The organism is Pseudomonas sp. TH31, from assembly GCF_016650815.1.
GTDB lineage: Bacteria > Pseudomonadota > Gammaproteobacteria > Pseudomonadales > Pseudomonadaceae > Aquipseudomonas.
Genome location: NZ_JAEKEZ010000023.1, coordinates 228,076 through 254,153, shown reverse-complemented (window position 1 = coordinate 254,153; position 26,078 = coordinate 228,076). Strand labels below are relative to the sequence as shown.

Sequence of the window (26,078 nt, the reverse complement as noted above, 5' to 3'; positions counted from 1 at the left end):
AGATTTTTTCAATCGATAAATCAATAAATCTAATAGCGCCTCAATCGTCCGAGGTCTTTTGCTTGTATTCGCACAAATCCTCGATCCGGCAGCTGCCGCAACGGGGCTTGCGGGCCAGGCAAACGTAGCGTCCATGGAGGATCAGCCAGTGGTGGGAATCGAGCAGAAATTCCTTGGGTACGAACTTCATCAGCTTCTTCTCCACCTCGACCACATTCTTGCCTGGCGCAATCCCGGTACGGTTGCTGACCCGGAAAATATGAGTGTCCACGGCCATGGTCAACTGACGAAATGCCGTGTTCAGCACCACGTTGGCAGTCTTGCGGCCAACGCCTGGCAACGCTTCCAGCTCCTCACGGGTTTGCGGGACTTCGCCGCCATGGCGCTCTACCAGCAAGCGGCACGTTTCAATCACGTTCTTGGCCTTGCTGTTGAACAGGCCTATGGTCTTGATGTATTGCGACAGCCCTTCGACCCCCAAGGCATGGATGGCTGCCGGGGTATTGGCCACTGGATACAGTTTTGCCGTGGCCTTGTTGACGCCGACATCGGTGGACTGCGCCGACAGAATCACCGCGATCAGCAGTTCGAACGCTGAGGAGTACGCCAGTTCGGTCTTCGGTTCCGGGTTGTCTTCGTGAAGCCTGCGGAAGATTTCATAACGTTTTGTGGCATTCATGGGTGATGCGTTTCCTCGAAAGCGGTCAATTTGAGGGCGTCGGACGATGCCAAGCCTGCTTTGCGGCGATCAATAACCCCAGCAGAATGAACCCGCCAGGGGCGAGGGTGGCCAGGCGCAAGCCTCCATCAGCGGTCAGAACCAGGCCGGGCCAGTCTGTTGCGCCGGCCAGCCAGGATAGATGAGCACCGAGGGTGCCGCTTGCGATGAACTCGCGCAACAGGCCCAGGCTCACCATCAAGGCACTGAACAGAGCGCACAGGTGCACACGATCACGCCACGGGTTCTGAAAGAAACCATTGTTTTCCAGTACCATGCATTGCAGCGCGATCAACCCGGCATATATCCCCAGATGCTGCTGCCATTGTAGCGACCAGGATTGTCCGGCGAGTTCAGCACAACTGGTCAGCGTCGCCGCGAGCAGGACGCCGGCGCCCAAGCGTGCCGACGGGACGAGTCGGGCGCGCAACGGCCCCATCCCCACGTCATAGGCAGCAATCACCACCACGAACGTCACGCACAGGCCTAAGGCGGACATCAAGGAACCGGTGGCACCGATCAGTGGCGCCAGCATCAGCGAGTTCTGCACCGATACCTTATTCATGGGCGTCGCCCCCCACCAATTGTTGCCGATGCTCATCAAAGTAGCGCAACGCATCATGGACCGTGTTGATCACCGCCCTTGAGGTCGTGGTCGCCCCGGCCATTTGATCGAATTGCCCCTGATCCTTTTTCAGCGCCCAGCCATTGTCGGCGGGGTCGGTGCGCGACTTGCCGGTAAAGATCTGCAGCCAGGCATTTGGCCAGTCGGCGAGTCGGCCGCCCAGGCCCGGTGTTTCGGCTTGCTTGAGGGTCTTGACCCCCAGTAGCTTGCCGTTGGCGTCGATGGCGATCAGCAACTCGATGGTGCTGGTGTACCCCGAAGTCTGGCTACGCAGCAACACGGCGCCGGGTTGGCCGGCGTGGGTCGCCAGGTAACCCCCAGCAGCGTGCTATTGGTCAACGGGACGTTTTCCAGGGCCAGTGGTTGGTCCAGCGGCTGATTGTCGTAGCTGCCCGGGGTAGCATGTCCAGCAGCGTGCGGCTGTCGATCAGGCGCTGTTCAGTGGCAATCCGCGCCGCACTGGTGTGCTGCACAAGATAAGTCGCCGCCATCCCCAGTCCGGCCAACAACACCAGCGTCACAATGCTGATCGCTCGGTTCATGATGCCGCTCGCTCTTGCCGGGCGGCGACAAATCGCTCCAGCGCCGGCACACAGAGGTTCATCAGCAGCACGGCAAATGCCACGCCGTCCGGGTAGCCGCCCCAGGTTCGGATCAAGTAGGTCAGCAGTCCCGCGCCCACGCCGAACAGCAGTCGGGCACCGGGGCTTTTGGCGCCTGACACCGGTTCCGTCACGATAAAGAATGCGCCCAGCATGCTCGCGCCGGTCAATAGATGAAACAGCGGCGAGCCATGGGAGTCGGAGCCCGAACCGTTCCAGCACAGCAGGCTGATAACGAACAGGCTGGCGAGCATGCCCACAGGCGCATGCCAACTGAACACTCGCCGTTGCAGCAGAAAGGCGCCGCCGGCCAGAAATGCCAGATTCACCCATTCCACGCCGTAGCCGCCGAAGTGACCGAATGCGGCGTTGCCGGCGAACAGCTCATCCATGGTCAGGCTTTTATTGATGCGCAAGCTGTCCAGCGCCGTGGCCTGGGCCCAGGCATCCGGCGTCTGGCTGAAGCTGAAACCGAAGGCCTGGGAAAGACCACCGAGCAGGTCCATGCCATGGGACGACGGCCAGTGCGTCATCGGTTGGGGAAAGGTCACCAGCACCAGCGCAAAACCGAGCATGGCCGGGTTGAATGGGTTCCTGCCGACGCCGCCATACAGGTGTTTACCGAACAGCAACGCGGCGGCGGCCGCACTGACGGTCAGCCACCACGGGCAATAAGGCGGCAAGGCCAGCGCCAGCAGCGTCGCCGTGACCAGGGCGCTGCCGTCGCTCAACGTTGGCGTGAGGGCGCGCTGGCGCAACTTCAGCACGCCAGCCTCTACTGCCAGCGCAGTCACCACCGTCAGAATCAGATTGATCAACACGCCCCAGCCGTACAGCCAAAACAACATCAGCAGCCCTGGCAGGGTGGCCAGCAGCACCAGCTTCATGGCCTGCTGAAGGCGTTCGTCCACCGATTCAAGGGGCGACATAAGCCTCCACCAGACGTTCGGCTTCCTGAAGTCGGGCACGAGCCTTGTCCATCTGCCCGGCGGGAGTGTCGGCGCGTCGTTCCAGTTTGCTGACGTCGGCACGGGCGTAGGCCAATTCGGTTTTCAGCTGTCGAAGCTGGCTGTCGATGGGGCGTTTTTCGACGCGCGTCAGGTCAGGCAAAGGTTGCTCACTTGTTGCTTCGGCCGTGTGCAGGTTGTGTTCGGCGTCCTTGAGGGCTTGCTCAAGTCGCTCGACTTGTTCAGCCGACGCATCGCTGGTTTGTGCTTTTTCAGTTCTGCGCGGCGCATGGCCAGCTGGATTTTTGCCCGTTTCAGCTCCGCGTCTTTCGCCGGCGCAACAGGTGCCGGGGCCACTGGCGCGGCGCTTTCCAGTTGCGTCAGAGCCTGTTCGGCGGCTTCGAATTGTTGTTGCAGGACGATCAGTTGCGACTGCTGCTCGAAGGTCGGCGGATGCCCGAAAGCCTTGAGCGATTTGTTCAACTGCGCCCGACTCATCGCCACGTCGATCCTGGCCTTTTTCAACGCCGCGTCAGCCGTCGCCGCGTTCTGCGCGCGAACTCGTTCAAGGGCCGACTGCACTGGATTGAGGGTCACTTCGCCGGGTTGCGTGGTGCGTTGGGCCCGGGCCTGACGCTCGGCGATTTTCTGTTGCTCTTCGCGTTGCAATCGGGCGTTGCGCTGTTCGAAGCGACGCCGCGCACGATTGCGCTTGGTGGCTCGAGCCTGTTGCTCTTCAAGACTGAACGCCAGGCCACCGACAATCGGCAGCACTGTGGCCAGCGGCAGTGGGCGCATTTCGATGCAGTCCACCGGGCACGGCGCCACGCACAGGTCACAACCGGTGCATTCATCGACGATGACGGTATGCATCAACTTCGCCGCGCCGACAATCGCATCCACCGGGCAGGCTTGTATGCACTTGGTGCAGCCGATGCATTCGGCCTCGCGGATGTAGGCAATCTGCGCCGGTGCCGAGCCGCGACTGATGTCCAGTTCCAACACCGGCACTTTCAGCAGTTCGGCCAGCGCGGCGATGGTTTCGCTGCCGCCCGGCGGGCACTTGTTGATCGACTCGCCGCTGGCAATGCCTTCGGCGTAGGGCTTGCATCCGGGATGGCCGCACTTGCCGCACTGGGTCTGGGGCAGGAGGGCGTCGATGCGTTGAATCAGACTCATGTTTTGATCAGTCCACTGAATCCGAGAAAGGCCACTGCGATCAGTCCGGCACCGATCAACTGGATCGGCAAGCCACGAAAGGGCAGGGGCACATCGTTATCACGTGTGCGCTGGCACAAGTCGCTGAACAGGCTCAGCACCAGCCAGAAACCCAGTCCGGCGCCGAGACTCAGGACGCTGGCGTGAAGCAATCCCTTGTCGTCTTGGGCGTTGAGCAAGGTCAGCCCGAGCACGCCAGCGTTGCCCAGCAGCAGGGGCCAGAGGCCATCGAACGTAAGCTTTGGGAATATTCTGGAGAGCAACTTCAGTAACGGCGCGATCAGCAAAACGCTCAGCGGCAGGAACACGAAAAGGCGCAGAGGCGTCAGTTGCAGCGGCACCAGCAGCCAATGGTAAGCCGAGTAACTCAATACGCCGACGATCAGCATCAGGCAGGTCGTCGAAATACCCAGCGCGTGGACCTTGTCGCGCTCGCCACTCAGCAGCGGATCGACGCCCAGCGACCAGTGCAACACGAGGTTGTTGATCAGGGCAGCGCTGATAAGCGTAAGGAGCAGTTCGGTCATGATCGTCCGTATTCACACGTTGTTGCAGGCTGCTGATTAACCGGGTAGGAGCTGCCGCAGGCTGCGATCTTTTGATCCTGCCTTTTCAAGATCAAAGGCAAGATCAAAAGATCGCAGCCTGCGGCAGCTCCTACAAATTGAGGCAAGACATGAGAGTAATTATGGGCCAGACATGAAAATCCCACAGTCATGCCAGGCACGACTGTGGGATCGGCTTGGCGCATGTAACCTTACTTGATGCGCTGACCCGGCTTGGCGCCGCTGTCCGGGCTCAACAGGTAGATTTCTTCACCGCCAGGGCCGGCTGCCATCACCATGCCTTCGGAGATCCCGAACTTCATTTTGCGCGGCTTGAGGTTGGCGATCATCATGGTCAGGCGACCTTCAAGCTTGGCTGGGTCCGGGTAAGCGCTCTTGATCCCGGAGAGTACGTTGCGTTGCTCATCACCGATGTCCAGGGTCAGGCGCAACAGTTTGTCGGCGCCTTCCACGGCTTCGGCCTTGAGGATCAGTGCAACGCGCAGGTCCACCGCGGCAAACGCATCGAACTCGATTTCCGGCGACAGAGGTTCCTTGACCAGTTCGCCGTTGCCGGCCGGTGCAGTTTCGCCGGTATCGGTTGCGCTGGCGGTCAGGTCTTCTTTCGAGGCGTCGGTCATGGCTTGCACTTTTACCGGGTCGATGCGAGTCATCAACGGTTTGAACTCGTTCAGCTGATGATTGCTGAGCAGGGTGGCGTGATCGTTCCAGGTCAACGGCGCGACGTTCAGGAACGCCTCGGCGTCGGCAGCCAGCAGTGGCAGCACCGGTTTGAGGAAGATCACCAGTTGGCGGAACAAGTTGATGCCCAGGGCGCAGATGGCCTGGACTTCGTCGTGCTTGCCTTCCTGTTTGTTCAGCGACCACGGCGCCTTGTCGGCGATCCAGGCGTTGGCGCGGTCGGCCAGGCCCATGATCTCGCGCATGGCGCGGGCGAAGTCACGGGCCTCGTAGGCGTCGGCGATGCTTGGCGCAGCAGCCAGGAACGCGTCGGTCAGTTCCGGCGCGGCGTTACCCGCCACCAGCACACCGGCGTTGCCTTTCTGGATGAACCCGGCGCAACGGCTGGCGATGTTGACGACTTTGCCCACCAGGTCGGAGTTGACCTTCTGCACGAAGTCTTCGAGGTTCAGGTCCAGGTCGTCGACGCCACGGCCCAGCTTGGCCGCGTAGTAGTAGCGCAGGTACTCCGGCGACAGATGGTCCAGGTAAGTCCTGGCCTTGACGAAGGTGCCGCGGGACTTGGACATTTTCTGCCCGTTGACGGTCAGGTAGCCGTGCACATTGATGCCGGTCGGCTTGCGGTAGCCGGCGCCTGCGAGCATGGCTGGCCAGAACAGTGCGTGGAAGTTGACGATGTCCTTGCCGATGAAGTGGTACAGCTCTGCGGTGGAATCCTTGGCCCAGAACGCATCGAAGTCCAGGTCCGGACGGCGGGCGCAAAGGTTCTTGAAGCTGGCCATGTAGCCGATTGGCGCGTCCAGCCAGACGTAGAAGTACTTGCCCGGCTCGCCGGGAATCTCGAAACCGAAGTACGGCGCGTCGCGGGAGATGTCCCACTGTTGCAGGCCGGCATCCAGCCATTCGGCGATCTTGTTCGCCACGGCGTCTTGCAGGGTGCCGCTGCGGGTCCAGGCCTGGAGCATTTCCTGGAAGTCCGGCAGTTTGAAGAAGAAGTGCTGGGAATCCTTGAGCACCGGGGTGGCGCCGGAGATCGCCGACTTCGGATCCTTCAGGTCGGTCGGTGCGTAGGTCGCACCGCATTTTTCGCAGTTGTCGCCGTACTGGTCTTCAGTGCCGCATTTCGGGCAGGTGCCCTTGATAAAGCGGTCGGCCAGGAACATTTTCTTTTCCGGGTCGAAATACTGAGTGATCGAGCGCTGGGCAATGTACCCGGCATCGCGCAGCTTCAGGTAGATCTGGCTCGACAGCTCACGGTTTTCTTCGGCGTGAGTGGAGTGGAAGTTGTCGAAGTCCACCAAGAACTCGGCAAAGTCGGCGCTGTGTTCAGCCTGGACATTGGCGATCAGTTGTTCCGGGGTGATGCCTTCCTTTTCCGCGCGCAGCATGATGGCGGAGCCGTGAGCGTCGTCGGCGCAGACATAAATGCATTGATTGCCGCGGTGCTTCTGGAAGCGCACCCACATGTCGGTCTGGATATATTCCAGCATGTGGCCAAGATGGATCGAACCATTGGCATAGGGCAGGGCGCTGGTGACGAGGATCTTGCGTGGCTCGGACATGGGGCTCGGCTACTTGATGAAACGGAGGTCGGCCACTATAAAGCGCTGGCGCATATTTTTCACCTTGTGAGGCTGTTTCCTCCGATGATTGAATGGGTGGTGCCGTTAAAAGATCGCAGCCTTCGGCAGCTCCTACGCGCCTGTGGGCGCTGCCGAAGGCTGCGATCTTTTCAGCACCCCGCCAAACGATCAGAACAGGTACGATACCCGCCTGATTTTCCAGTCTTGCTATCGGAGTTGCCCATGAGCGCCGTCAATCGCGCAGCGGTGGAAGCCGTCCTTCGCCAATACACCGACCCCTACCTGAACCAGGACCCGGTCAGCGCCGGGTGTGTGCGCAATATCGACATTCAGGGCGATCGCGTCAGCGTCCAGCTCGAACTCGGTTACGCCGCCGGTCTGTTCAAAAGTGGCTGGGCGCAATTGCTGCAAATGGCCATTGAAGGGCTGGACGGCGTGACGACCGCTCGCGTCGAGATCACCAGCGTGATCGCCGCGCACAAGGCCCAGGCACAGATCCCTGGCCTGGCCAGCGTCAAGAACGTGGTCGCCGTGGCGTCCGGCAAGGGTGGCGTGGGCAAGTCCACCACCGCCGCCAACCTGGCTTTGGCGCTGGCCCGTGAAGGCGCCAAAGTCGGGATTCTCGACGCCGACATCTACGGCCCGAGCCAGGGCATCATGTTCGGTATCCCCGAAGGCACCCGACCAAAGGTCAAGGACCAGAAGTGGTTCATTCCGATCGAGTCCCATGGCGTTGAAGTGATGTCCATGGCGTTCCTGACCGACGACAACACGCCGATGGTCTGGCGTGGTCCGATGGTTTCTGGCGCCTTGCTGCAACTGGTGACACAAACCGCGTGGGGCGATCTGGATTACCTGGTCATCGACATGCCGCCAGGCACCGGCGACATCCAACTGACCCTGGCGCAAAAAGTCCCGGTGGCCGGTGCTGTCATTGTCACTACGCCGCAGGACCTGGCGCTGCTGGACGCGCGCAAGGGCGTGGAAATGTTCCGCAAGGTCAACATTCCGGTGCTGGGCGTCGTGGAAAACATGGCCGTGCACATCTGCTCCAATTGCGGGCATGCCGAGCATCTGTTCGGTGAGGGCGGTGGTGTGAAACTGGCCACCCAGTACGGCGTCGAACTACTGGCCTCGTTGCCGCTGGCGATGGCCATCCGCGAACAGGCCGATGGCGGCAAGCCAACGGTGATCGCCGAGCCCGACAGTCCGATTGCGATGGTGTACCAGGAACTGGCCCGCCATGTCGGCGCGCGGATTGTGTTGCAGGAAGCGGCAACACCGGCGATGCCGACGATCACCATCAGCGACGATTGATCAGCGTCGTTTGTTAAAGATCGCAGCCTCGTTTCACTCGACAGCTCCTACAGGGGGTTCGTATTCCCTGTAGGAGCTGTCGAGTGAAACGAGGCTGCGATCTCTTGATCTTGCTTTAGATGCGCAACCCGCCATCCATTTCCAGAATCCGACCGGTGTAGTAGTCGTTCTCGAAAATGTACGCCGCCGAATGGGCGATCTCTTCCGGCTTGCCCATGCGCTTGAGCGGAATCCCGGCGGTCATTTTCTCCAGCGCCTCAGGCTTCATGCCCAGGGTCATCTCGGTTTCAATGAAGCCCGGCGCAATGCCCGCCACACGAATGCCGTAGCGCGCCAGTTCCTTGGCCCAGGTCACGGTGGCCGCGGCCACGCCAGCCTTGGCGGCGGAGTAGTTGGTCTGGCCCACGTTGCCGGCACGGGAAATCGACGAGATATTGATGATCGCGCCGCTGTTTTTCAGCTCGACCATTTTTGCCGCGACTTCACGAGTGCACAGGAACACGCCGGTCAGGTTGACGTCGATCACGGCCTGCCACTGGGCCAGGCTCATCCTGGTCATTTCGCCGTCCTTGACCTTGAGCAACAGGCCATCGCGCAAGATCCCTGCGTTGTTGATCAGGCCATGGATCGCGCCGAAATCTTCGGCCACCTGGGCGACCATGTGCGTCACTTGCTCTTCATTGGCGACGTTGCACAGATAGGCGCGAGCTTCGACGCCTTTGGCCTTGCAGGCTGCGACGCTGTCGTCGAGCTTTTCCTGGTTCAGATCGACCAGCGCCAGCTTCGCGCCCTTGCCGGCTAAATACTCGGCCATCGAACGGCCTAAACCCTGGCAACCGCCAGTGATAATGATTACTTTGTCAGTGAGTTGCATTCGCATGCCCCAAGAGCAGGTCAGAGAGTGGTTTCCTTCTAGAGGGCCTCTCGATCTGCACCTGATGTGGCCTGGTTGCACATGAGAACTGCCCCGATGGCGTCCTGGAACTTATCCCCAGGCACCTGTCCGTTTTTTCGACGGATTCTATATAAGGAGTCATAAATTGAGCGTTGAAGCGGCGAAGAATGCCCGAGAATTGCTTCTCAAGGAATACCGCGGAGTGCTTTCCACACACTCCAAGGCCATGCCCGGTTTTCCGTTTGGCTCGGTGGTCCCGTACTGCCTGGACGAGCAGGGCCGGCCGCTGATCCTGATCAGCCGCATCGCCCAGCACACCCACAACCTGCAAAAAGATCCGAAATGCTCACTCTTTGTCGGCGAGCGAGGGGCTGAAGATGCGCAAGCAGTTGGTCGCCTGACGTACCTCGCCGAAGCTGAAAAGCTTGAGGATGAAACTGCCATCGAAGCCGCAGCCGAGCGTTACTACCGCTATTTCCCGGAGTCGCAGAGTTACCACAAGGCCCACGATTTTGATTTCTGGGTGCTCAAGCCGGTCCGTCACCGCTACATCGGCGGTTTCGGCGCGATTCATTGGGTCGATCAATTGACCCTGGCCAACCCGTTCGCCGGCAAGGCCGAAGTGAGCATGGTCGAGCACATGAATGCCGACCACACCAAAGCTATCGCCCACTATGTCGAACTCGCCGGTTTGCCGACGACAGCCCCGGCGCAACTGGCTGGCATCGACACCGAAGGTATGCACTTGCGCATCGGTCAGGGGCTGTACTGGCTACCGTTTCAAGCGCCTTGTAATACGCCGACACAAGTGCGCGAAGCCTTGGTTTTCCTGGCTCACGCCGAGCATTGGCCAAAAAATGAAGTGGCCGACGCTTGAATTCACGAATCGGCGACGTCATCTAGGGAACACTGGCAAGGCATTCTTGCGTTGAGGAACCATTTGATGCGCCCTTTTTTATTGCTCTTTGTACTGTTTCCGGTGTTGGAGCTGTTCGTATTCGTCAAGGTCAGCGGGGCGATCGGGTTTTTCCCGGCCCTGCTGCTGATCATTCTCGGCTCGATGCTCGGCGTGTTCGTGCTGCGTATCGCCGGTCTGGCTACTGCACTGCGGGCTCGTGAAAGCCTGAACCGCGGCGAACTGCCGGCCCAGACCATGCTTGAAGGCTTGATGCTGGCCCTGGCTGGCGGCTTGTTGATCCTGCCGGGCTTCGTCACTGACGTGCTGGGCTTGATCATGTTGCTGCCGTTGTCTCGCCGTCTGGTGGCGAACAAGATGCGTCAGCGCGCCGAAGAACAGGCGATCCGTCAGCGTGCATTCGCCGACGACCTTCAACCACGGGGCGGTCCTGCTCCGCGTCAACCGCTGGGCCGCGAGCCCAACGTGATCGAAGGCGAGTTCGAACACCGCGATCCCAAGTAAAGCGTTTCAGCCACACGGCACCTTCGGGTGCCGTGTTCGTTTGCGGGCAACAACATGAAAAAATTTGCTGGCTCGCCCTTGTAATAAGCTTATGCGCCCTTATGTAACGGTCACCGCAAGGTTTCTGGCGATCAAGCCAGACAGACTTCCGCGGTTCGCTCGACGAACCGCACCCGGCACTGCCGGATTTGTTAAACCCGCCGGGAATACACCGGCCGATGAAAACCACAATTAGGAGAGATCGACAATGAAGCTTCGTCCTCTGCATGACCGCGTCGTCATCCGTCGCAGCGAAGAAGAAAAGAAAACCGCTGGCGGTATCGTCCTGCCAGGTTCGGCTGCTGAAAAAGCCAACAGCGGCGAGATCCTCGCTGTCGGTACCGGCCGCGTGCTGGAAAACGGTGAAGTGCGTGCACTGGCCGTAAAAGTGGGTGACAAGGTTGTGTTCGGCCCGTACTCCGGCAGCAACACGGTGAAAGTTGACGGTGAAGACCTGCTGGTAATGGCTGAGAACGAGATTCTCGCTGTTATCGAAGGCTGATTCCCCGCTCATTTTCCCGCTACTACAAAGTATTTAAGGAATATCGATCATGGCTGCTAAAGAAGTTAAATTCGGCGATTCCGCCCGCAAGAAAATGCTCGCCGGTGTAAACGTCCTGGCTGACGCAGTAAAAGCGACCCTGGGGCCTAAAGGCCGTAACGTGATCATCGAGAAGAGCTTCGGCGCTCCGACCATCACCAAGGACGGCGTTTCCGTAGCCAAAGAAATCGAACTGAAAGACCGTTTCGAAAACATGGGCGCGCAGCTGGTTAAAGACGTTGCTTCCCGTGCCAACGATGACGCAGGCGATGGCACCACCACCGCTACCGTTCTGGCTCAGTCGATCGTCAACGAAGGCTTGAAAGCCGTCGCTGCCGGCATGAACCCGATGGACCTGAAACGCGGCATCGACAAAGCGACCATCGCTATTGTCAAAGAGCTCAAAGCCCTGTCCAAGCCTTGTGCTGACACCAAGGCAATCGCTCAGGTCGGCACCATCTCGGCCAACTCCGACAACTCCATCGGCGACATAATTGCCGAAGCCATGGAAAAAGTCGGTAAAGAAGGCGTGATCACCGTTGAAGAAGGCTCGGGCCTGGAAAACGAACTGTCGGTTGTTGAAGGCATGCAGTTCGACCGTGGCTACCTGTCCCCGTACTTCGTCAACAAGCCAGAGACCATGACTGCCGAGCTCGACGGTCCGCTGATCCTGCTGGTCGACAAAAAGATCTCCAACATCCGCGAAATGTTGCCAGTACTGGAAGCCGTTGCCAAAGCCGGCCGTCCACTGCTGATCGTGGCCGAAGACGTTGAAGGCGAAGCCCTGGCGACTCTGGTTGTGAACAACATGCGTGGCATCGTTAAAGTTGCAGCCGTCAAGGCTCCAGGCTTCGGCGACCGTCGCAAGGCCATGCTGCAGGACATCGCTGTCCTGACTGGCGGTACCGTTATCTCCGAAGAGATCGGTCTGAGCCTGGAAAGCACTACCCTGGAACACCTGGGTAATGCCAAGCGAGTGATCCTGTCCAAAGAAAACACCACCGTGATCGACGGCGCCGGCGTTGAAGCTGATATCCAGGCTCGCGTTCTGCAAATCCGTCAGCAAGTGGCTGATACTTCTTCCGACTACGACCGTGAAAAACTGCAAGAGCGTCTGGCCAAGCTGTCCGGCGGCGTTGCAGTGATCAAGGTTGGCGCTGGTTCCGAAGTTGAAATGAAAGAGAAAAAAGCCCGCGTTGAAGACGCCCTGCACGCTACCCGTGCAGCCGTTGAAGAAGGCGTGGTACCTGGCGGCGGCGTGGCACTGGTTCGCGCTCTGCAGGCTATCTCCGAACTGAAAGGCGACAACGCCGATCAAGACGTGGGTATCCAGTTGCTGCGTCGCGCTGTTGAAGCGCCACTGCGTCAGATCGTTGCCAACTCCGGCGACGAGCCAAGCGTGGTAGTCGACAAGGTCAAGCAGGGTTCGGGTAACTACGGTTACAACGCTGCTACCGGCGAATACGGCGACATGATCGAAATGGGCATCCTTGACCCGGCTAAAGTGACTCGTTCGGCTCTTCAGGCAGCAGCTTCCATCGCCAGCCTGATGATCACCACCGAAGCCATGATCGCTGAGATCAAAGACGAAGGCTCGGCTGGCGGCGGTATGCCAGACATGGGCGGTATGGGTGGCATGGGCGGCATGATGTAAGCCAGCCTTACCCCTGTAAAAAACCCCGCCTGCGAAAGCAGGCGGGGTTTTTATTGCCCGGCATTTGCCCCGGTAGAAGCAAGGCTTACCCGCGATTCAGGCGCCGCGGTGGATCAGTGGCACCGCGTTATCGTTCATCGCGGGCAAGCCTTGCTCCTACAGGGTGGGCGCCTACCAATGTAGGAGCTGGCGAAGCCTGCGATCTTTTGATCTTCAGGCGCTGGCAGATTCTCACCCGTACAAAAAAAGCCTGCGAAAGCAGGCGGGGTTTTTTATTGCCCGGCATTTGCCCCAGTAGAAGCAAGGCTTACCCGCGATTCAGGCGCCGCGGTGGATCAGTTGCACCGCGTTATCGTTCATCGCGGGCAAGCCTTGCTCCTACAGGGTGGGCGTCTACCAATGTAGGAGCTGGCGAAGCCTGCGATCTTTTGATCTTCAGGCGCTGGCAGATTCTTACCCCGTACAATAAAAGCCTGCGAAAGCAGGCGGGGTTTTTTATTGCCCGGCATTTGCCCCAGTAGAAGCAAGGCTTACCCGCGATTCAGGCGCCGCGGTGGATCAGTGGCACCGCGTTATCGTTCATCGCGGGCAAGCCTTGCTCCTACAGGGTGGGCGTCTACCAATGTAGGAGCTGGCGAAGCCTGCGATCTTTTGATCTTAGGCGCTGGCAGGTTTTGCTTTGGTCGCCCGATCTATCTTGCCCGCCGGTCGATACAACACGTAGTAATACGACCCCAGGCAAATCAGCCAGCAGAACACCGCCGTCCACACGTTGTGGGAGAAGAAGTGCGCGCCCTGCATCATCCGGCCGATGGAAAACACCGTGCCGAGGGTAAAGGCGAAGACAAACGCCATGCGGGCCAGGCGCGGACGCCGGTCGCGCAACACGAAGAACAGTGCAAACAGCGTGAAACCGGTGGCCGCGTGACCGCCAGGCCAACAGCGGCCGGGTTTATCCGTGTGCGGGCGCGGGCTGAGCAGCTCGCTGTAGGTTTCGTGACCGCCGAACTGTTCGAGGCTCCAGGGGCATTGCACCGACGTCACCACTTTGACCGGTGTGACAAAGGAAGTGGCCAGCCCAAGAGACAACACCAGGCAGCCCAATTCCCGTTTGTACGGTTTGAGCCTTTCGGCAAAAAACGAGCAGATAAACACGATCACGGCAAACACCGAGAACGCGATGACCACGTCCTTGGCCTTGTTGTGCAGGATGTTTTCCAGGAAGTAACTGTGCCGGCCAATGAAGTCACCGGCCACCGGGTCATAAAAGAGGTTGGCCAGGTTCATGTCCAGCGATGTCAGCTCGAGTAGCACCAGAATGATGGCGGCAATGGCGGGAACCCCGAGGCACACCCAGAAGTTGAGTGGCCGGGAGACGGGGCGAGTAGCAGTTGATGACATGGTGGATCCTGAACATGAGAAAAAGCCCTGGGGCATCAGCCCGGGGCCATTCGATTAACGTTCGCTGACTTGGTGGTCGCCCTCCTTGGGCGCTTTCCAGCCAAGTAGCTGTTGCTTGAAGCCATAACTGGCGGTTTGGTAATAGGTGATGGCGCGAGTGATCAGTGGGTCGCTGGCTTGGGCTTTCGATTCGCGGCTCTCGGTCAGTGCGTCGTCGTGACGGCGCAGCCCTTGGCGCGGACTCAGGATCGCCAGATCCTTGCCGTCGAACAACCCCAGGTGCTGATAGTTACCGACCACTACCCGTGGTGGCAGCGGGTTGTCCTGCAACAGATTGCGGCCGAAGAACGTCGATTGGTAGTCCATGTTCAGCAAGCCCAGCAGGGTCGGCGCCAAATCGATCTGGCTGGCCAGCTGCGCGGTTTCGCGGGCGTCGATCAGCTTCGGTGCGTAGATGAACAACGGAATCTGATAGTTGCTGATCGGCAAGTCTTCCTTGCCGGCGCTGCCTGCGGTGTGGTCGGCAACGAACACGAAAATCGTATTGTCGAACCACGGCTTTTGGCGTGCCTGCTCAAGGAACTGGCCGATGGCGTAGTCGGTGTACTTCACCGCACCGTCGCGACCGTTGCCTGACTTGATGTCGATCCGGTCTTGCGGGTAGGTGTAAGGACGATGGTTGGAGGTCGTCATCAGTTGCAGCAAAAACGGTTGCTGCCTGGCGTAGTCGGCGTCGGCCAGTTTCAGGGTCTGGTTGTACAGGTCTTCGTCAGCCATGCCCCAGGCGTTCTTGAAGTGAATCTCTGATTCATCGACGCTGCTCTGATCGACAACTCGATAACCGTTGCCGCTGAAGAACGCATTCATATTGTCGAAGTAGCCGCGCCCGCCATAGACGAACACGCTGTCGTAACCCACTGCGTTGAGCTGTTGGCCAAGGCTGGCGAAACCGCTTTCACGGCCCACGCGTTTGACGATCGAGCGGCCCGGCGTCGGCGGGATGGCCAGGGTGATGGCTTCCAGGCCGCGGTCGGTGCGGGTGCCGGTGGCGTAGAAGTTGTTGAAATACAGGCTCTTTTTACGCAAGGCATCCAGGTTTGGCGTCAGGTTGCGCTCGTCGCCATTGCTGCCCATGTACTTGGCGCTGAAGCTTTCGATGGTCACCAGCACGATATTGGGCTTGCGCGGGGTGCCCGGGTTGTCGATGTTGCGGCGGATGTCTTGCGGGTCCTGGCCGACGAAGTGAGCGTTAGGCTCGCTCAGTTCAGCGCGAATCTGCTTGGCGACGACGTCGGGCGGCAGGCTTTTATAGAACTGTGGGTAATCCAGTTCGTTGTTCCGGAACGCGGCGAAGAACTGATACGGGCCATTGCTCGCCAGCTCGTTCTGATAGGCATTGCCGCCCTGGGCACGCGGAGCGTCCTGGCTGAGCAGTTGCATGCCCAGGCCTGCCACGATCAACAGGGCCAAGGCATTGAACAGGCGCCGGCGCAGCGGCGGCAGCGGCGCGTCCAGTGCGGCATTGAAGGCCTTACGCAACACGAAACTCAGGATCACGGCCAGCACGGCGAGCATGCTCAGCAGTGTGCCGATCGGGTACGACTCCAGCAGGTTGTTCAAGACTTCGTCGGAATACACCAGGTAGTCGACGGCGATGAAGTTGAAGCGCACACCAAACTCGTCCCAGAACAGCCATTCGGCGACGGAGGTGAACAGCATGGCGAACAGGCTGACAGTCAGCAGCCCTTGCAGAAACCAGCGATGGCCCCGGCGACGCCACAAGGCCGGCGGGCAGAGCAACAGATAGAGGCCCATCGGCAAGGCCGCATAAGCAATAAAGCCAAGGTCGTAAAGAAACCCGATGCCGAAAACCGACAGGAAACCACTACCGGACTCATCCAGGTGAGTCACCAGCAAAACCATGCGGGTTAAAAAGAAAATGACCAGCCAGGCGCCGGTGACGAGCAACAGAAAGCGCATTGGCGCTGTCTTGAAAAAATCCATTGTTTTATTCCTTTAATATCAGCCGCGGGAGTCTAACCGACGTACTGTATAGAGGGTGTGAACCGATAGTGAAAAACTTGTAAAGCCCGCCTGTCAGTTGAGCCAATCGATTCCTGCAATACCCGGCCCTAGCCCTGAGCCACTCCAGGCCTTAAGCTGCGCGGGCCATGACGGCTGTTACTGTGTACGGAGGAATGCCCCATGCGAATTCTATTGGTTGAAGACAACCGCGATATCCTGGCCAATCTGGCCGATTACCTGGGGCTCAAGGGCTACACCGTGGATTGCGCGCAGGACGGCTTGTCGGGGCTGCACCTGGCGGCCACCGAGCATTACGACTTGATCGTGCTCGACATCATGCTGCCCGGCATCGACGGCTATACCCTGTGCAAGCGCCTGCGTGAAGACGCCCGCCGCGACACGCCCGTGATCATGCTCACCGCCCGGGATCAACTGGATGACCGCCTGCAAGGCTTCAAGTCCGGCGCCGATGATTACCTGATCAAACCGTTCGCCTTGTCCGAACTGGCCGCGCGCATCGAAGCGGTCATGCGTCGTACCCAGGGCGGCGGTCGCCGTTCGTTGCAGGTCGGCGACCTGAGCTACGACCTCGATACGCTGGAAGTCACCCGCGAAGGCCGCCTGCTGAAGCTCAACCCGGTCGGCCTCAAATTGCTCGCGGTGCTGATGCAGAAAAGCCCTCACGTATTGCGTCGCGAAATCCTCGAAGAAGCCCTGTGGGGCGATGATTGCCCGGACAGCGACAGCCTGCGCAGCCATGTTCACCAACTGCGCCAAGTGATCGACAAGCCTTTTGCCAAGCCACTGCTGCAAACCGTGCACGGTGTGGGGTATCGCTTGGCCGAGGGCCGAGATGGAGTTTAAGCAGAGCCTCGCTCAGCGGATCATCATTGCCTTTGCGCTGATGAGCGCATTGGTCGCCGGGGCCTTCGCAATGGGCATCGTGGCGACCGTGCACCTGGTGGAAGAGAAGCTGATTTCGGCAGGGCTGGGTGGCGATTTGCAGCGCCTGTTGCTGATGGACAGTGTCTCGGACTGGAGCCACCGCCCGGAGCCTGACCAACTGTTCTATTTCAGCGGTGGCAAAGGCGACTTCGAGTTACCCAAGGATCTGCGCCACCTGGACTCCGGTTTTCACGAAGTCTTTCGCGAACACCTGTCGTATCACGCGATGGTCGAGATCGTCGACGGTCGCCGTTACGTGCTGCTGCAAGACCAGAGTGATTTCGAAGAGCGTGAGCGAGTGCTATTTGCCGTGGTGCTGGTGGGCTTCGTGCTGAGCCTGGCGCTGGCGGTATTTCTCGGCTGGATCCTGGCGCGCAAAGTCATGGCGCCTGTGGTGCGGCTGGCCCGTCAGGTTCGCCACCGCGATCAGTTGCTGGGTTTGGCGCCACCGCTGGCGCCGGACTACGCGGCCGATGAAGTGGGTGAGCTGGCGGTAGCCTTCGACGCCACGCTGGGTCGCCTGCGCCAGGCCTTGACCCGTGAGCGCTTGTTTACCAGTGACGTGAGTCATGAATTGCGCACCCCGCTGATGGTTCTGGCCAGTTCCTGTGAACTGCTGCTGGAGAACCCCGGCATCGACCAGCGCGGGCGCGCCCAGGTCGAGCGAATCGGCCGGGCCTGTGAGGAAATGCGCGAACTGGTGCAGACCTTTCTGATGCTCGCCCGCGCCCAGCGCGAAGACGCCAGCATGTCGCCCCAGCAGACGGTCAGCCAGGTCGCCGAAGGACTGCTGGGTCTTTGGCGCGAGCCGATCGAGTCCAAGGGACTGATACTGAGCTTCGAGCCGGGCAATCCGCCAGGCAACGGCTACAACGCAACGCTGCTGCATGCCGTGATGGGCAACCTGTTGCGCAATGCGCTGCACTACACCGAACACGGCTTCATTCGTCTAACCGTCACGGCCAGCGGGTTCAGGGTCGAGGACAGCGGCGTCGGGATTCCCGAAGAGAAGCGCGAGGCAATGTTCGAGCCCTTCGTGCGGGGCAGCGAGAAGCGTGGCGAAGGCCTGGGCCTGGGCCTTTCGCTGGTGCAGCGGATCTGTGAGAACCAGGGTTGGACCGTTAGCCTGACCACCATGGAGCCTAATGGTTGTCGCTTTGAGGTCGAGTTGAGTCAGCCCCGAGCGTAGCAGGCCCAAAAAGATCGCAGCCTTCGGCAGCTCCTACATTGGGACGGCGTACATATTGTAGGAGCTGCCGAAGGCTGCGATCTTTTCAGGGTGGCCCTCCGCCATCTTCTTTACCCTGTAAAACCCTGAAATACTTCATGCTTTTACACAATGAAAATTTCACAAAGTCATGACCTGAAGCCGACACGGCGCTACCTAAGGTGGTTGTCATCAGCAGCTCAGGAGATTTTGATAATGGCCGGCCCGACCAAACTGGATTTTTCCGAGAAGTACGACGATCAGCACGCGCAAAAATACTTGCGCAAGCATAAGGAAGGTCTCGGTCGCCGATTGTCCCACTGGCGTGACGAGCAACTGGCCCGCAAGGCGTTGGCGCTGGCCGGTGAGCCTGGGCTGGTTCTCGATTTACCCTCCGGTGCCGGGCGTTTCTGGCCGTTGCTGGCAGAAAAACACAACCGCGTGATTATCGGAGCCGACAACTCCGAATCAATGTTGAAAATTGCGACCCAGTCGCAACCAGCCGAAGTGGTAAAGCGGGTACAACCCTTGCACACTTCAGCCTTCGACATTGCTTTGCCTGATAACGCCGTGGACAGTATTTTTTGCATGCGTTTGCTCCATCACATCGGGGAAGCCGAACACCGACTGGCCATTTTGCGCGAGTTCCAGCGTGTCACCCGTGACAGCGTGATCATTTCGCTGTGGGTGGACGGCAACTTCAAGGCCTGGAAACGCAAGCGCGCCGAGAAAGCGCGCGGGCAGGAAGGTTACCAAAACCGGTTTGTGCTACCGGCTGCCACGGTAGAAAAGGAATTCGAACAAGCGGGGTTCCGCATTCAGGAACAACTGGATTTTTTACCGCTCTATGCCATGTGGCGGGTTTACGTATTACGCAAGAGGTAACAGGATGGCAGTGCAATGTGCAGCAGAAACGGAAGTCGCTCCCCAGGACCGCTTCGACTATTTCTGGAATCAGCGCGGTGAGTGGGTAGAAGAACCCAACGTCCGACGCGGTGGGGAAAGTGGCGTGCAGCGCGTCATGGGCAGCGGCGGACAACTGCTGTATGTAAAGCGTCAGACCGGGCATATCTATCGCAGTGGGTTGCACCCCTTCGGCCGGCCGACGGTGTTACGCGAGCGTGATGCGTTGATCGGTCTGACGTCGTTGGGCGTGCGGGTACCGGAAATGGTGTTCTGCGGCGCTCAGCGTGACCCGGTGCACAAATGGCGTGCCTTGCTGGTCACCAAGTCCTTGGACGGCTTCGAGGAAATCGAACACTGGTACGCCGGTGGCGGTCGCGAGCGGCATGGCGAGACGGTGCACGAGCGCGTCCTCAAGGAGCTGGCCGAGAACCTGGCCCGCATGCACAAAGGGCGCTGGCAGCACAGCTGCATCTACATCAAGCACGTATTTGTGCGGGTGACAGGCGAAGGTGAAGCGGCGACCGTTGAAGTGGCCTTGATCGATCTGGAGAAGTGCCGGCAGCGTTTGACCGCTCAGCGCGCCGCCGCCCATGACCTGAAGCAACTGCGTCGCCACTCGTCGTTCAGCGATACAGACTGGAAGAATCTGGTCTACTTTTACGAGAAGGCGTTTGGCAGCTCTATCAAAGGTTTATAGCGATGAAACTCGAAATTGCACGAGGTTTGTTCCTGGTAGGAGCCTTGGCAGTTGCTTCGTTGGCGGTGGCGGCCTGGGAGCAGCCACGCACACAAGTCCTCAGCGCAGCGAACGGTGACGCTCACTGCGCATTGCCACGGGTTGCGAAAGCCGCCGTGGCGTCCCAGCCTGACCATGATTTGCTGTTGTTCATGTTCGGGATGTCTCAGGGATTGAGGCCGCAGAGTTGAATACACTAAAGCCCAAATAAAAGGCTTCGCAAATGCGAGGCCTTTTTTGAGATCAAAAGATCGCAGCCTTCGGCAGCTCCTACAGGACCGGGTTCACACGTAACAACGGATAAAGCGATTTCCGTAGGAGCTGCCGAAGGCTGCGATCTTTTGACGGTTTACGTCATCAGGTGAAGGTGGTTATCCCAGAGCCCCGCCGGCAGTTCCAGCGGTTTTGCAACCAGATCGCTCTGGCGACAATCGTAGTACCGGCAACGGCCCTGACCCGACGTCACGACAAACCCGTCGGCCACTGCACCCACCCCGGCGCAATCCGGCAGTGGCGCGTCCAGGCGCACTTCGCCGCTGTCCAGGTCCCAGATAAAAAACCGGTTACCCGAGGGTGCCGTCAGCGCGACCAGGCGCAGTTCGCTGTGCACCGAGACGCTGGCGGTGTAGTGTCCCATGGCCTGCAACTGATGCTCCGGCACCGGGAACGCCACGAACGGCTGGCCCGGACGCTTGATCGCCAACAGCTCCGATGACTCGTGGGACGGCCCCATGAATTGCTGGCCGGCGACGATGGTGCCGTCGCTGGCAATCCCCAGGTGGCGCACGCTGTTCATCGGTTGGGCGAGGGTTTCCTTGCTCAACAACGTACCGTCGCGCTGCATCAGCACCAGGCTTGGTTCCATGGCGTTGAGGTTCATCTCGACCCGGCTTTCAGCCTCGGTGCGAATCCCGCCGTTGGCCACCACCAGGGTTTCGCCGTCGGGCATCCACGACACTTGATGCGGACCGACGCCGTGGGTGGAGATCTCGCCGCTGTGGATAAGTCGCTCACCTTCGAACTTATACACACCCAGCACACCGCGACCCGGATCGAGGGTGTCGTTTTCGGTGGCGTACAACCACTCGCCGTCCTTGTGAATCACCGCGTGCCCGTAGAAATGCCGGTTCGGCTGCGAGGTCACGGTTTGCAGCAGCGTGCCGTCGCGCAGGTCGACCAGGTAACTCTCGGTACCTGGACGACGGGCGACAAACAGCGCCACCAGCAGCGTCGGGTGATTGATGATGTCGTGGCAACGCTGGCCGACCTGAGTGGCGAACACCCGGGTGCCGTCCAGCCGATAGCCGACGGCGTAATGCTTGCCATCGGTATCGTCCCGCGCCGACAGCAGCAGCGGGCTCTTGTCCTTTTGCTTGAACAGCGTCCAGCCGCCCAGTGTCACTGCTCCCAGCAGCAAACTACCTAAAGTCAGAGCCTGACGTCGCAGCATGGCACTCGCCCTCATCAGTCACCGTCGTTGGCGTTGAAGCCCAGTTGAATGCCCAGCGCCTTGGCCAGTTCGCCTTCGTGCAGGCGATGGACGACGTTGAGGCTGTCGTAGAGATCGTTGAGTTGCTGGCGACCGGCATCGTCGCCGAGCATTTCGGTCAGCGAGCGCTGGTTGCTGGCGAACAGTTTGAGCGAGGCGGCGTAGGCGGCGTCGATCTTGTCGGCCAACGGTTTCTGCTCGCTCGGCAACAGGCCGCGCAGGCCTTTGTTATCGACCCCGACCCAGACGGTTCGCGCCGCAGCGAGGCTGGCTTCCAGCCCTTGCAACGACGACTGGCTACGCCAGGCATCAGCCTGGAATGGCTGCGGGATACCTTTGGTTTGGCGACCCATCGGCGTGCCGAGTTTTTTCTTCAGGGTGTCGAGTGCCGTGACCTGCACGCGCAGCAGATCGGCGATCGCTTCGTGGGAGTCGGCGTAGCGCTGATTCGGGAACTTGCTCATTTGCGCGAGCATGCCGTCGGTGGTGTTCCAGCGCGACAGGATCTCTTCGGCCAGTTGCTTCTGACGCTCGCCGATGGCGCTCAGCAGCGGGCAGTATTTGGCTTTCTGGGTGGCGTCGGCCATGTCGATTTTGCTGTCGAACAGGATGTATTCGTAAGCCGACAGTCCCTGAACCACCACGCTCGATTTGGCCAACGCAGCGGCATCGATCTGCGGCTGGGCGGTGACCAATTGCTCGACCTGACGACCGACCAGGTTTTTCTTGTCCGGCCAGAACTGCACTTGCCACGAACGGTTGCCCTCGGCCAGCGGCCCGATCAACAACGGTTGCAGCTCGGCCCAGGCTTTCTGCGCATGGAGGAAATCGGCACGGGCGGTGTCGAGGTTTTCCTTGCCTTCGCAGAACGCCAAGGCGCTGACGGCCAGTTGGCGGTCGGCTTCAACCCAGCGGCTGTAGGTCGGCAGGATCACTTGCTTGGCGATGGCCGCCGAGGTAACGGCTTGCGGGTCCTGCGGCGAGCAGGCGCCCAGGGCGAGCGCTGCAAGGCTGGTGAACAACAATTTGGGACGGAACATGTCGGGCTCCCGATTCTTTTATAAGGTGTTTAAAGAGAATTCAAAAACGCCAGCAACGCAGCGCGCTGCTCGGCATTGAAAGACAAAACCTGTTGCTGCGCGGCGCTCGCTTCGCCGCCATGCCAGAGCACGGCCTCGAGCAGGTTGCGGGCGCGGCCGTCGTGCAAAAACTGGGTGTGGCCACTGACCGCTTGCGTCAGGCCAATGCCCCACAACGGCGGGGTGCGCCAGTCGCGGCCACTGGCCTTGAATTCAGTGCGGTGGTCCGCCAGGCCGTCGCCCATGTCATGCAGCAGCAGGTCGCTGTAGGGACGAATCACTTGATTGGCCAGTTCAGGTTCTGCGGCATTGGCGGCAGTGGTGTATCTGGGCGTGTGACAGGACTGGCATCCGGCCTGGAAAAACAGATTCTTGCCGGCCAGTACTTGCGGCGAACTGACATCGCGGCGGGCCGGGACGGCGAGGTTTCGGCTGTAGAACAGCACCAGTCGCAGAATATTGTCGCTGACTTCCGGCTCGCCATCCGGGCCACCGCCGTTGGGTGCCTGCTTGCAGGCGGTTTGTGCGCCGGTGCAGTCATCGAACGGGCGCAGGCTGGTGGTCAGGCCCATATCACCCGAGAACGCGTGAACATTTTGCTGATTGAGGTTCGGTTGCCCGGCTTTCCAGCCAAATCGGCCGAGGACGGTTTTGTGTTGGGCGTCGTCCCACACCTGGTTCGGGCGGCCGGCGACGCCGTTGTTGTCTTTTGCCTGAGCCGTGGCATTGGCCAGAATGGCTTCTTCGGGAATCGCTTCGAGCAGGCCGAGGCCGATCATCGGTGGGGCGACACGTGCAGAGAATCGGGTGTCGGGGTGCATCGGGCCATAGCCCAGTTGCGTGATGTTCAGGCTCGGTTTGCGCAGCTCGATTTCAGTGCCGTCCTTGAAGTGCACGGATACGGGCGTGTAATCGACACGCACCTTGCCTTCCGGTGCGACGCCGGGCACTGACATGTCCTGGAGCTGGCCGCCGTAGACGGGCTCCGGGACCACGCCCAATTGCTCGATGACCTTGGCGTAGGCCGGTGCATCGGGAATCGACAGGCGCACCAGCATCGACACTGCATTCGGCGAATCAGGCGTCGGCGGATGGCCGCGACCGTCCTTGATGTGGCAGCCCTGACAGGCGTTGGTGTTGAACAACGGCCCGAGGCCGTCCCGGGCGGTGGTGGTCGACGGAGCGATCACCCAGGGGCTGCGGAAAAAACTGTTGCCGACGCTGAAATCCACGCGCCGTGACGGCGGCAGATTGGCGGAGGGCAGGGAAAATGAATTCTGATCGGTCTTGCGCACTGTTGCACTGCCTCCGGACCGGGCTTCACCGGGCTCGGCCTTGGTAAAACGCGGGGCGTCATCGCAGGCACTCAGGCCCAGGGCCATGAACAAGGTGCACCAGCGAAGAGACAACGACGGCATCAGACTTCCTGAAAGACGAGCAAAACGAGGGCGCAAAGTCTAACAGGGCGGGGGGGATTGAATAAGAGGAATTATCGTTTGGTTGATGTGGGGCAGGTTTTCACGCAAGAACGCAGTCACCTGCAGAAGCGAAGCTTGCTCGCGAAAGCGCTAGTCGTTTCAACACAAATGTCGCTGACCTTTCCCATGCCGGCCTATTCTCAATAAAGGGGGAGTGTGCTGACGGGAGATCAATCGTGAATGGTTTTCTGGTGATTTTCTTTACCCAACAGAATCGTCGTCATCACGGCAAGATGCTGGGCGAGTGGGTGGTCGATCTGGCCAAGGAGCTGGGGTTGCGCGGTGCGACGCTGACCACCGGCATCGAAGGCTTTGGGCATACCGGTCGGTTGCACTCCTCGCATCTGTTCGAATTGGCTGATCAGCCCATGGAAATTCGCCTGGCGATTACCGAGGAGGAGTCGGTTCGCCTGTTCCAGCGCCTGGAAGCTGAAGACATTTCCCTGTTCTACATAAAGGCGCCGATCGAGTTTGGCACAGTGGGCCAGAAAGCCAGTCAGCCCTGAAATGAAAAAGGCGACCCGAAGGTCGCCTCTTTAGTCACTCAGCCAGCGTTGATCAGAACTCGTGATCAGCATTGTCCGGGTTCAGGTCGCTGATGCCCAGTTTGCCTGCGGCTTGTTCGATCGAACCGGTCTGCTTGACCAGCGACGCTATGGCGTCACGCACGATCTGGTTGCCGGCGGTGTTGCCCGCAGCAATCAACTGGTCGTAGTGCTCACCCTTGTTGGCGTGATCGACCATGACCTGGATCTTGGCTTCGGTGGCAGCCAGGTCGGCTTTCAGTGCGTTGTCGGCAGCCGGGTCGGCCTTGGCCACCAGGGATGACAGGCTGGCGCCGGTCATTTTGGTGCCGTCGACACGTGTGTATTCGCCCAGGTACACGTTACGAATGCCTTTGGCATCGTAGAAGTGCGAGTTGTGGGTGTTGTCGCTGAAGCAATCCTGTTCGTCTTCCGGGGAGTTGGCTTCCAGGGAAACCTTCATGCGCTCACCCGCCAGTTCGCCCAGGGACAGGCTGCCCATGCCGAACAGCATTTTGCGCAGGCCGGTTTCGGCAGGCTCGGCTTCCAGGGTGGCGCGGTAGTTGTCGGCCACGTCGGGCTTCCAGTTACCGACCATTTCTTCCAGGTCGCTGACCAGCAGTTGGGTCACGGCTTTCAGGTAAGCGCGGCGACGATCGTTGTGACCGCCGGTTGCGCCGGCGCCTTCCAGGTAATCGGAAGCAGGACGGTTGCCCGCGCCAGGGCCGGTGCCGTTCAGGTCCTGGCCCCACAGCAGGAATTCGATGGCGTGGTAGCCGCTGGCAACGTTGGCTTCGGAACCGCCCAGCTCGTTCAGGCTGGCGAGTTTTTCCGGGGTGATGTCTTTGACGTCGACCTTGTCTTCGCCGACCTGAATTTCGGTGTTGGCGATGATGTTGGCGGTGGCGCCCGGGTTACCCAGTGCGTGTTCATAGGACTTGTCGACGTAGTCGATCAGGCCTTCGTCCAGTGGCCAGGAGTTCACCTGACCTTCCCAGTCGTCGATGATGGTGTTGCCGAAGCGGAACACTTCGCTCTGCAGGTAAGGCACGCGAGCGGCGATCCAGGCAGTTCGAGCAGCTTTCAGGGTGTCGGCGTTCGGTTTGGCGAGGAAAGCGTCAACGGCGGTCTGCAGGGTTTTCGCGGTAGATTCGGCATCGCTGTAAACAGCGAAAACCATGTCGGCATAATGCGCGACCACGGCTTTGGCGGCGGCTTCGTCGACTTTACCGGCAGCGGCTGGCGCAGCGGCGGCGCTGGCGGCCGGGGTCGGCGCTTGCGGCGCGACGGTCTTGTCTTTGCCTTCGCCGCAACCGGCGAGGGAAATAGCGATGGCCAACAGACTGGCGGTAGCCAGAGGCATACGAATCATGGCGAACATCCTGCTTCGATAGAGGGTGGAATGGCGCTGTGGGCGCGCAAAACTGCGACATAATGCAAATCTTTCGCATTATGTGTAAAGGGTTGCGCTTGGAAATATTT

General features: G+C 59.9%; 23 protein-coding genes and 2 pseudogenes. 11 read left to right on the top strand and 14 right to left on the bottom strand.

The window, feature by feature from the left end; all coding sequences use genetic code 11:
- Positions 1-40 precede the first annotated feature (40 nt).
- From nth to metG, 7 genes and pseudogenes are all read right to left on the bottom strand, one after another.
- The gene (gene nth, locus JFV26_RS17325; RefSeq protein ID WP_201194229.1) at positions 41-679 is read right to left on the bottom strand and encodes an endonuclease III; all 639 of its coding nucleotides are present in this window, start codon (positions 677-679) and stop codon (positions 41-43) included.
- A 25-nt stretch (positions 680-704) separates the two neighbouring features.
- The gene (locus JFV26_RS17320; RefSeq protein WP_201194228.1) at positions 705-1,283 is read right to left on the bottom strand and encodes an Rnf-Nqr domain containing protein; all 579 of its coding nucleotides are present in this window, start codon (positions 1,281-1,283) and stop codon (positions 705-707) included.
- Positions 1,276-1,885: pseudogene (locus JFV26_RS17315) on the bottom strand (RnfABCDGE type electron transport complex subunit G). The gene JFV26_RS17320 and the pseudogene JFV26_RS17315 overlap by 8 nt, the downstream one beginning before the upstream one ends.
- A complete protein-coding gene (locus JFV26_RS17310) occupies positions 1,882-2,874 on the bottom strand; it encodes an RnfABCDGE type electron transport complex subunit D (RefSeq protein WP_201194226.1) in 993 nt (330 codons plus the stop codon). The pseudogene JFV26_RS17315 and the gene JFV26_RS17310 overlap by 4 nt, the downstream one beginning before the upstream one ends.
- Positions 2,861-4,071 (bottom strand): annotated as a pseudogene (gene rsxB, locus JFV26_RS17305) (electron transport complex subunit RsxB). The gene JFV26_RS17310 and the pseudogene rsxB overlap by 14 nt, the downstream one beginning before the upstream one ends.
- Positions 4,068-4,637, bottom strand: coding sequence for an electron transport complex protein RnfA (locus JFV26_RS17300; RefSeq protein WP_201194224.1), 570 nt, complete (start codon positions 4,635-4,637; stop codon positions 4,068-4,070). Before JFV26_RS17300 ends, rsxB begins: the two are co-directional and overlap by 4 nt.
- Before the next feature lie 230 nt (positions 4,638-4,867).
- Complete coding sequence (metG, locus tag JFV26_RS17295) at positions 4,868-6,919, bottom strand: methionine--tRNA ligase (protein WP_201194222.1); 2,052 nt, start codon at positions 6,917-6,919, stop codon at positions 4,868-4,870.
- Between the two features lie 243 nt (positions 6,920-7,162).
- Here metG and apbC point away from each other — a divergent pair, with 243 nt between their 5' ends.
- Positions 7,163-8,257, top strand: a complete 1,095-nt coding sequence (apbC, locus tag JFV26_RS17290; protein WP_201194219.1) for an iron-sulfur cluster carrier protein ApbC — start codon at positions 7,163-7,165, stop codon at positions 8,255-8,257.
- Positions 8,258-8,372: 115 nt separating this feature from the next.
- On the opposite strand, the gene JFV26_RS17285 is transcribed toward apbC, so the two are convergent.
- Entirely contained in the window at positions 8,373-9,131 is a 759-nt protein-coding gene (locus JFV26_RS17285; protein ID WP_201194217.1) for an SDR family oxidoreductase, read from the bottom strand.
- A gap of 166 nt (positions 9,132-9,297) precedes the next feature.
- Between JFV26_RS17285 and JFV26_RS17280 the strand changes: the two genes are divergently transcribed.
- The 4 genes from JFV26_RS17280 to groL all read left to right on the top strand — a co-directional run bounded on the left by JFV26_RS17280 (position 9,298) and on the right by groL (position 12,806).
- Positions 9,298-10,029: a HugZ family pyridoxamine 5'-phosphate oxidase gene (locus JFV26_RS17280; RefSeq protein WP_201194215.1), complete on the top strand. Its 732-nt coding sequence runs from the start codon at positions 9,298-9,300 to the stop codon at positions 10,027-10,029.
- A gap of 66 nt (positions 10,030-10,095) precedes the next feature.
- A complete protein-coding gene (locus JFV26_RS17275) occupies positions 10,096-10,572 on the top strand; it encodes an FxsA family protein (RefSeq protein WP_201194213.1) in 477 nt (158 codons plus the stop codon).
- A gap of 247 nt (positions 10,573-10,819) precedes the next feature.
- The gene (locus tag JFV26_RS17270) at positions 10,820-11,113 is read left to right on the top strand and encodes a co-chaperone GroES (protein WP_054045166.1); all 294 of its coding nucleotides are present in this window, start codon (positions 10,820-10,822) and stop codon (positions 11,111-11,113) included.
- 49 nt (positions 11,114-11,162) lie between these two features.
- Positions 11,163-12,806, top strand: coding sequence for a chaperonin GroEL (gene groL / locus JFV26_RS17265; RefSeq protein ID WP_201194211.1), 1,644 nt, complete (start codon positions 11,163-11,165; stop codon positions 12,804-12,806).
- 657 nt (positions 12,807-13,463) lie between these two features.
- Here groL and JFV26_RS17260 read toward each other — a convergent pair.
- Positions 13,464-14,207: a phosphatase PAP2 family protein gene (locus JFV26_RS17260; protein WP_201194209.1), complete on the bottom strand. Its 744-nt coding sequence runs from the start codon at positions 14,205-14,207 to the stop codon at positions 13,464-13,466.
- A 54-nt stretch (positions 14,208-14,261) separates the two neighbouring features.
- On the bottom strand, positions 14,262-16,211 hold the full coding sequence (locus tag JFV26_RS17255; protein WP_201194207.1) for an LTA synthase family protein: 1,950 nt from the start codon (positions 16,209-16,211) through the stop codon (positions 14,262-14,264).
- A 201-nt stretch (positions 16,212-16,412) separates the two neighbouring features.
- Here JFV26_RS17255 and colR point away from each other — a divergent pair, with 201 nt between their 5' ends.
- From colR to JFV26_RS17230, 5 genes are all read left to right on the top strand, one after another.
- On the top strand, positions 16,413-17,096 hold the full coding sequence (gene colR, locus JFV26_RS17250; protein ID WP_090180812.1) for a two-component system response regulator ColR: 684 nt from the start codon (positions 16,413-16,415) through the stop codon (positions 17,094-17,096).
- Entirely contained in the window at positions 17,086-18,366 is a 1,281-nt protein-coding gene (locus JFV26_RS17245; protein ID WP_201194205.1) for a sensor histidine kinase, read from the top strand. Before colR ends, JFV26_RS17245 begins: the two co-directional genes overlap by 11 nt.
- A gap of 234 nt (positions 18,367-18,600) precedes the next feature.
- Positions 18,601-19,269: a class I SAM-dependent methyltransferase gene (locus tag JFV26_RS17240; RefSeq protein ID WP_201194203.1), complete on the top strand. Its 669-nt coding sequence runs from the start codon at positions 18,601-18,603 to the stop codon at positions 19,267-19,269.
- A 4-nt stretch (positions 19,270-19,273) separates the two neighbouring features.
- Complete coding sequence (locus JFV26_RS17235; protein ID WP_201194201.1) at positions 19,274-19,987, top strand: lipopolysaccharide kinase InaA family protein; 714 nt, start codon at positions 19,274-19,276, stop codon at positions 19,985-19,987.
- A 2-nt stretch (positions 19,988-19,989) separates the two neighbouring features.
- The gene (locus JFV26_RS17230; RefSeq protein WP_201194199.1) at positions 19,990-20,217 is read left to right on the top strand and encodes a hypothetical protein; all 228 of its coding nucleotides are present in this window, start codon (positions 19,990-19,992) and stop codon (positions 20,215-20,217) included.
- A gap of 158 nt (positions 20,218-20,375) precedes the next feature.
- Here the strand turns inward: JFV26_RS17230 and JFV26_RS17225 are convergent, their stop codons facing one another.
- The 3 genes from JFV26_RS17225 to JFV26_RS17215 are packed head-to-tail and all read right to left on the bottom strand — an operon-like array spanning position 20,376 to position 24,012.
- Positions 20,376-21,476 carry a DUF1513 domain-containing protein gene (locus JFV26_RS17225; protein ID WP_201194197.1) on the bottom strand — a complete coding sequence of 367 codons (1,101 nt, stop codon included), beginning with the start codon at positions 21,474-21,476 and terminating at the stop codon, positions 20,376-20,378.
- A 14-nt stretch (positions 21,477-21,490) separates the two neighbouring features.
- On the bottom strand, positions 21,491-22,555 hold the full coding sequence (locus tag JFV26_RS17220) for an imelysin family protein (RefSeq protein ID WP_201194195.1): 1,065 nt from the start codon (positions 22,553-22,555) through the stop codon (positions 21,491-21,493).
- A gap of 29 nt (positions 22,556-22,584) precedes the next feature.
- Entirely contained in the window at positions 22,585-24,012 is a 1,428-nt protein-coding gene (locus JFV26_RS17215) for a di-heme oxidoreductase family protein (RefSeq protein ID WP_201194193.1), read from the bottom strand.
- A 236-nt stretch (positions 24,013-24,248) separates the two neighbouring features.
- Here JFV26_RS17215 and JFV26_RS17210 point away from each other — a divergent pair, with 236 nt between their 5' ends.
- The gene (locus JFV26_RS17210) at positions 24,249-24,578 is read left to right on the top strand and encodes a DUF190 domain-containing protein (protein WP_201194192.1); all 330 of its coding nucleotides are present in this window, start codon (positions 24,249-24,251) and stop codon (positions 24,576-24,578) included.
- 52 nt (positions 24,579-24,630) lie between these two features.
- Here the strand turns inward: JFV26_RS17210 and JFV26_RS17205 are convergent, their stop codons facing one another.
- Positions 24,631-25,968: an imelysin family protein gene (locus JFV26_RS17205; RefSeq protein WP_201194190.1), complete on the bottom strand. Its 1,338-nt coding sequence runs from the start codon at positions 25,966-25,968 to the stop codon at positions 24,631-24,633.
- Positions 25,969-26,078: the final 110 nt, after the last annotated feature.

Coding starts and splice junctions, on each gene's coding strand:
- JFV26_RS17260 (WP_201194209.1), bottom strand. CDS start 14,207: ATGTCATCAACTGCTACTCGCCCCGTCTCCCGGCCACTCAACTTCTGG.
- JFV26_RS17275 (WP_201194213.1), top strand. CDS start 10,096: ATGCGCCCTTTTTTATTGCTCTTTGTACTGTTTCCGGTGTTGGAGCTG.
- metG (WP_201194222.1), bottom strand. CDS start 6,919: ATGTCCGAGCCACGCAAGATCCTCGTCACCAGCGCCCTGCCCTATGCC.
- JFV26_RS17235 (WP_201194201.1), top strand. CDS start 19,274: ATGGCAGTGCAATGTGCAGCAGAAACGGAAGTCGCTCCCCAGGACCGC.
- JFV26_RS17225 (WP_201194197.1), bottom strand. CDS start 21,476: ATGCTGCGACGTCAGGCTCTGACTTTAGGTAGTTTGCTGCTGGGAGCA.
- JFV26_RS17240 (WP_201194203.1), top strand. CDS start 18,601: ATGGCCGGCCCGACCAAACTGGATTTTTCCGAGAAGTACGACGATCAG.
- JFV26_RS17230 (WP_201194199.1), top strand. CDS start 19,990: ATGAAACTCGAAATTGCACGAGGTTTGTTCCTGGTAGGAGCCTTGGCA.
- JFV26_RS17205 (WP_201194190.1), bottom strand. CDS start 25,968: ATGATTCGTATGCCTCTGGCTACCGCCAGTCTGTTGGCCATCGCTATT.
- JFV26_RS17245 (WP_201194205.1), top strand. CDS start 17,086: ATGGAGTTTAAGCAGAGCCTCGCTCAGCGGATCATCATTGCCTTTGCG.
- JFV26_RS17300 (WP_201194224.1), bottom strand. CDS start 4,637: ATGACCGAACTGCTCCTTACGCTTATCAGCGCTGCCCTGATCAACAAC.
- nth (WP_201194229.1), bottom strand. CDS start 679: ATGAATGCCACAAAACGTTATGAAATCTTCCGCAGGCTTCACGAAGAC.
- JFV26_RS17255 (WP_201194207.1), bottom strand. CDS start 16,211: ATGGATTTTTTCAAGACAGCGCCAATGCGCTTTCTGTTGCTCGTCACC.
- apbC (WP_201194219.1), top strand. CDS start 7,163: ATGAGCGCCGTCAATCGCGCAGCGGTGGAAGCCGTCCTTCGCCAATAC.
- JFV26_RS17320 (WP_201194228.1), bottom strand. CDS start 1,283: ATGAATAAGGTATCGGTGCAGAACTCGCTGATGCTGGCGCCACTGATC.
- JFV26_RS17215 (WP_201194193.1), bottom strand. CDS start 24,012: ATGCCGTCGTTGTCTCTTCGCTGGTGCACCTTGTTCATGGCCCTGGGC.
- colR (WP_090180812.1), top strand. CDS start 16,413: ATGCGAATTCTATTGGTTGAAGACAACCGCGATATCCTGGCCAATCTG.
- JFV26_RS17220 (WP_201194195.1), bottom strand. CDS start 22,555: ATGTTCCGTCCCAAATTGTTGTTCACCAGCCTTGCAGCGCTCGCCCTG.
- JFV26_RS17270 (WP_054045166.1), top strand. CDS start 10,820: ATGAAGCTTCGTCCTCTGCATGACCGCGTCGTCATCCGTCGCAGCGAA.
- JFV26_RS17310 (WP_201194226.1), bottom strand. CDS start 2,874: ATGTCGCCCCTTGAATCGGTGGACGAACGCCTTCAGCAGGCCATGAAG.
- groL (WP_201194211.1), top strand. CDS start 11,163: ATGGCTGCTAAAGAAGTTAAATTCGGCGATTCCGCCCGCAAGAAAATG.
- JFV26_RS17285 (WP_201194217.1), bottom strand. CDS start 9,131: ATGCAACTCACTGACAAAGTAATCATTATCACTGGCGGTTGCCAGGGT.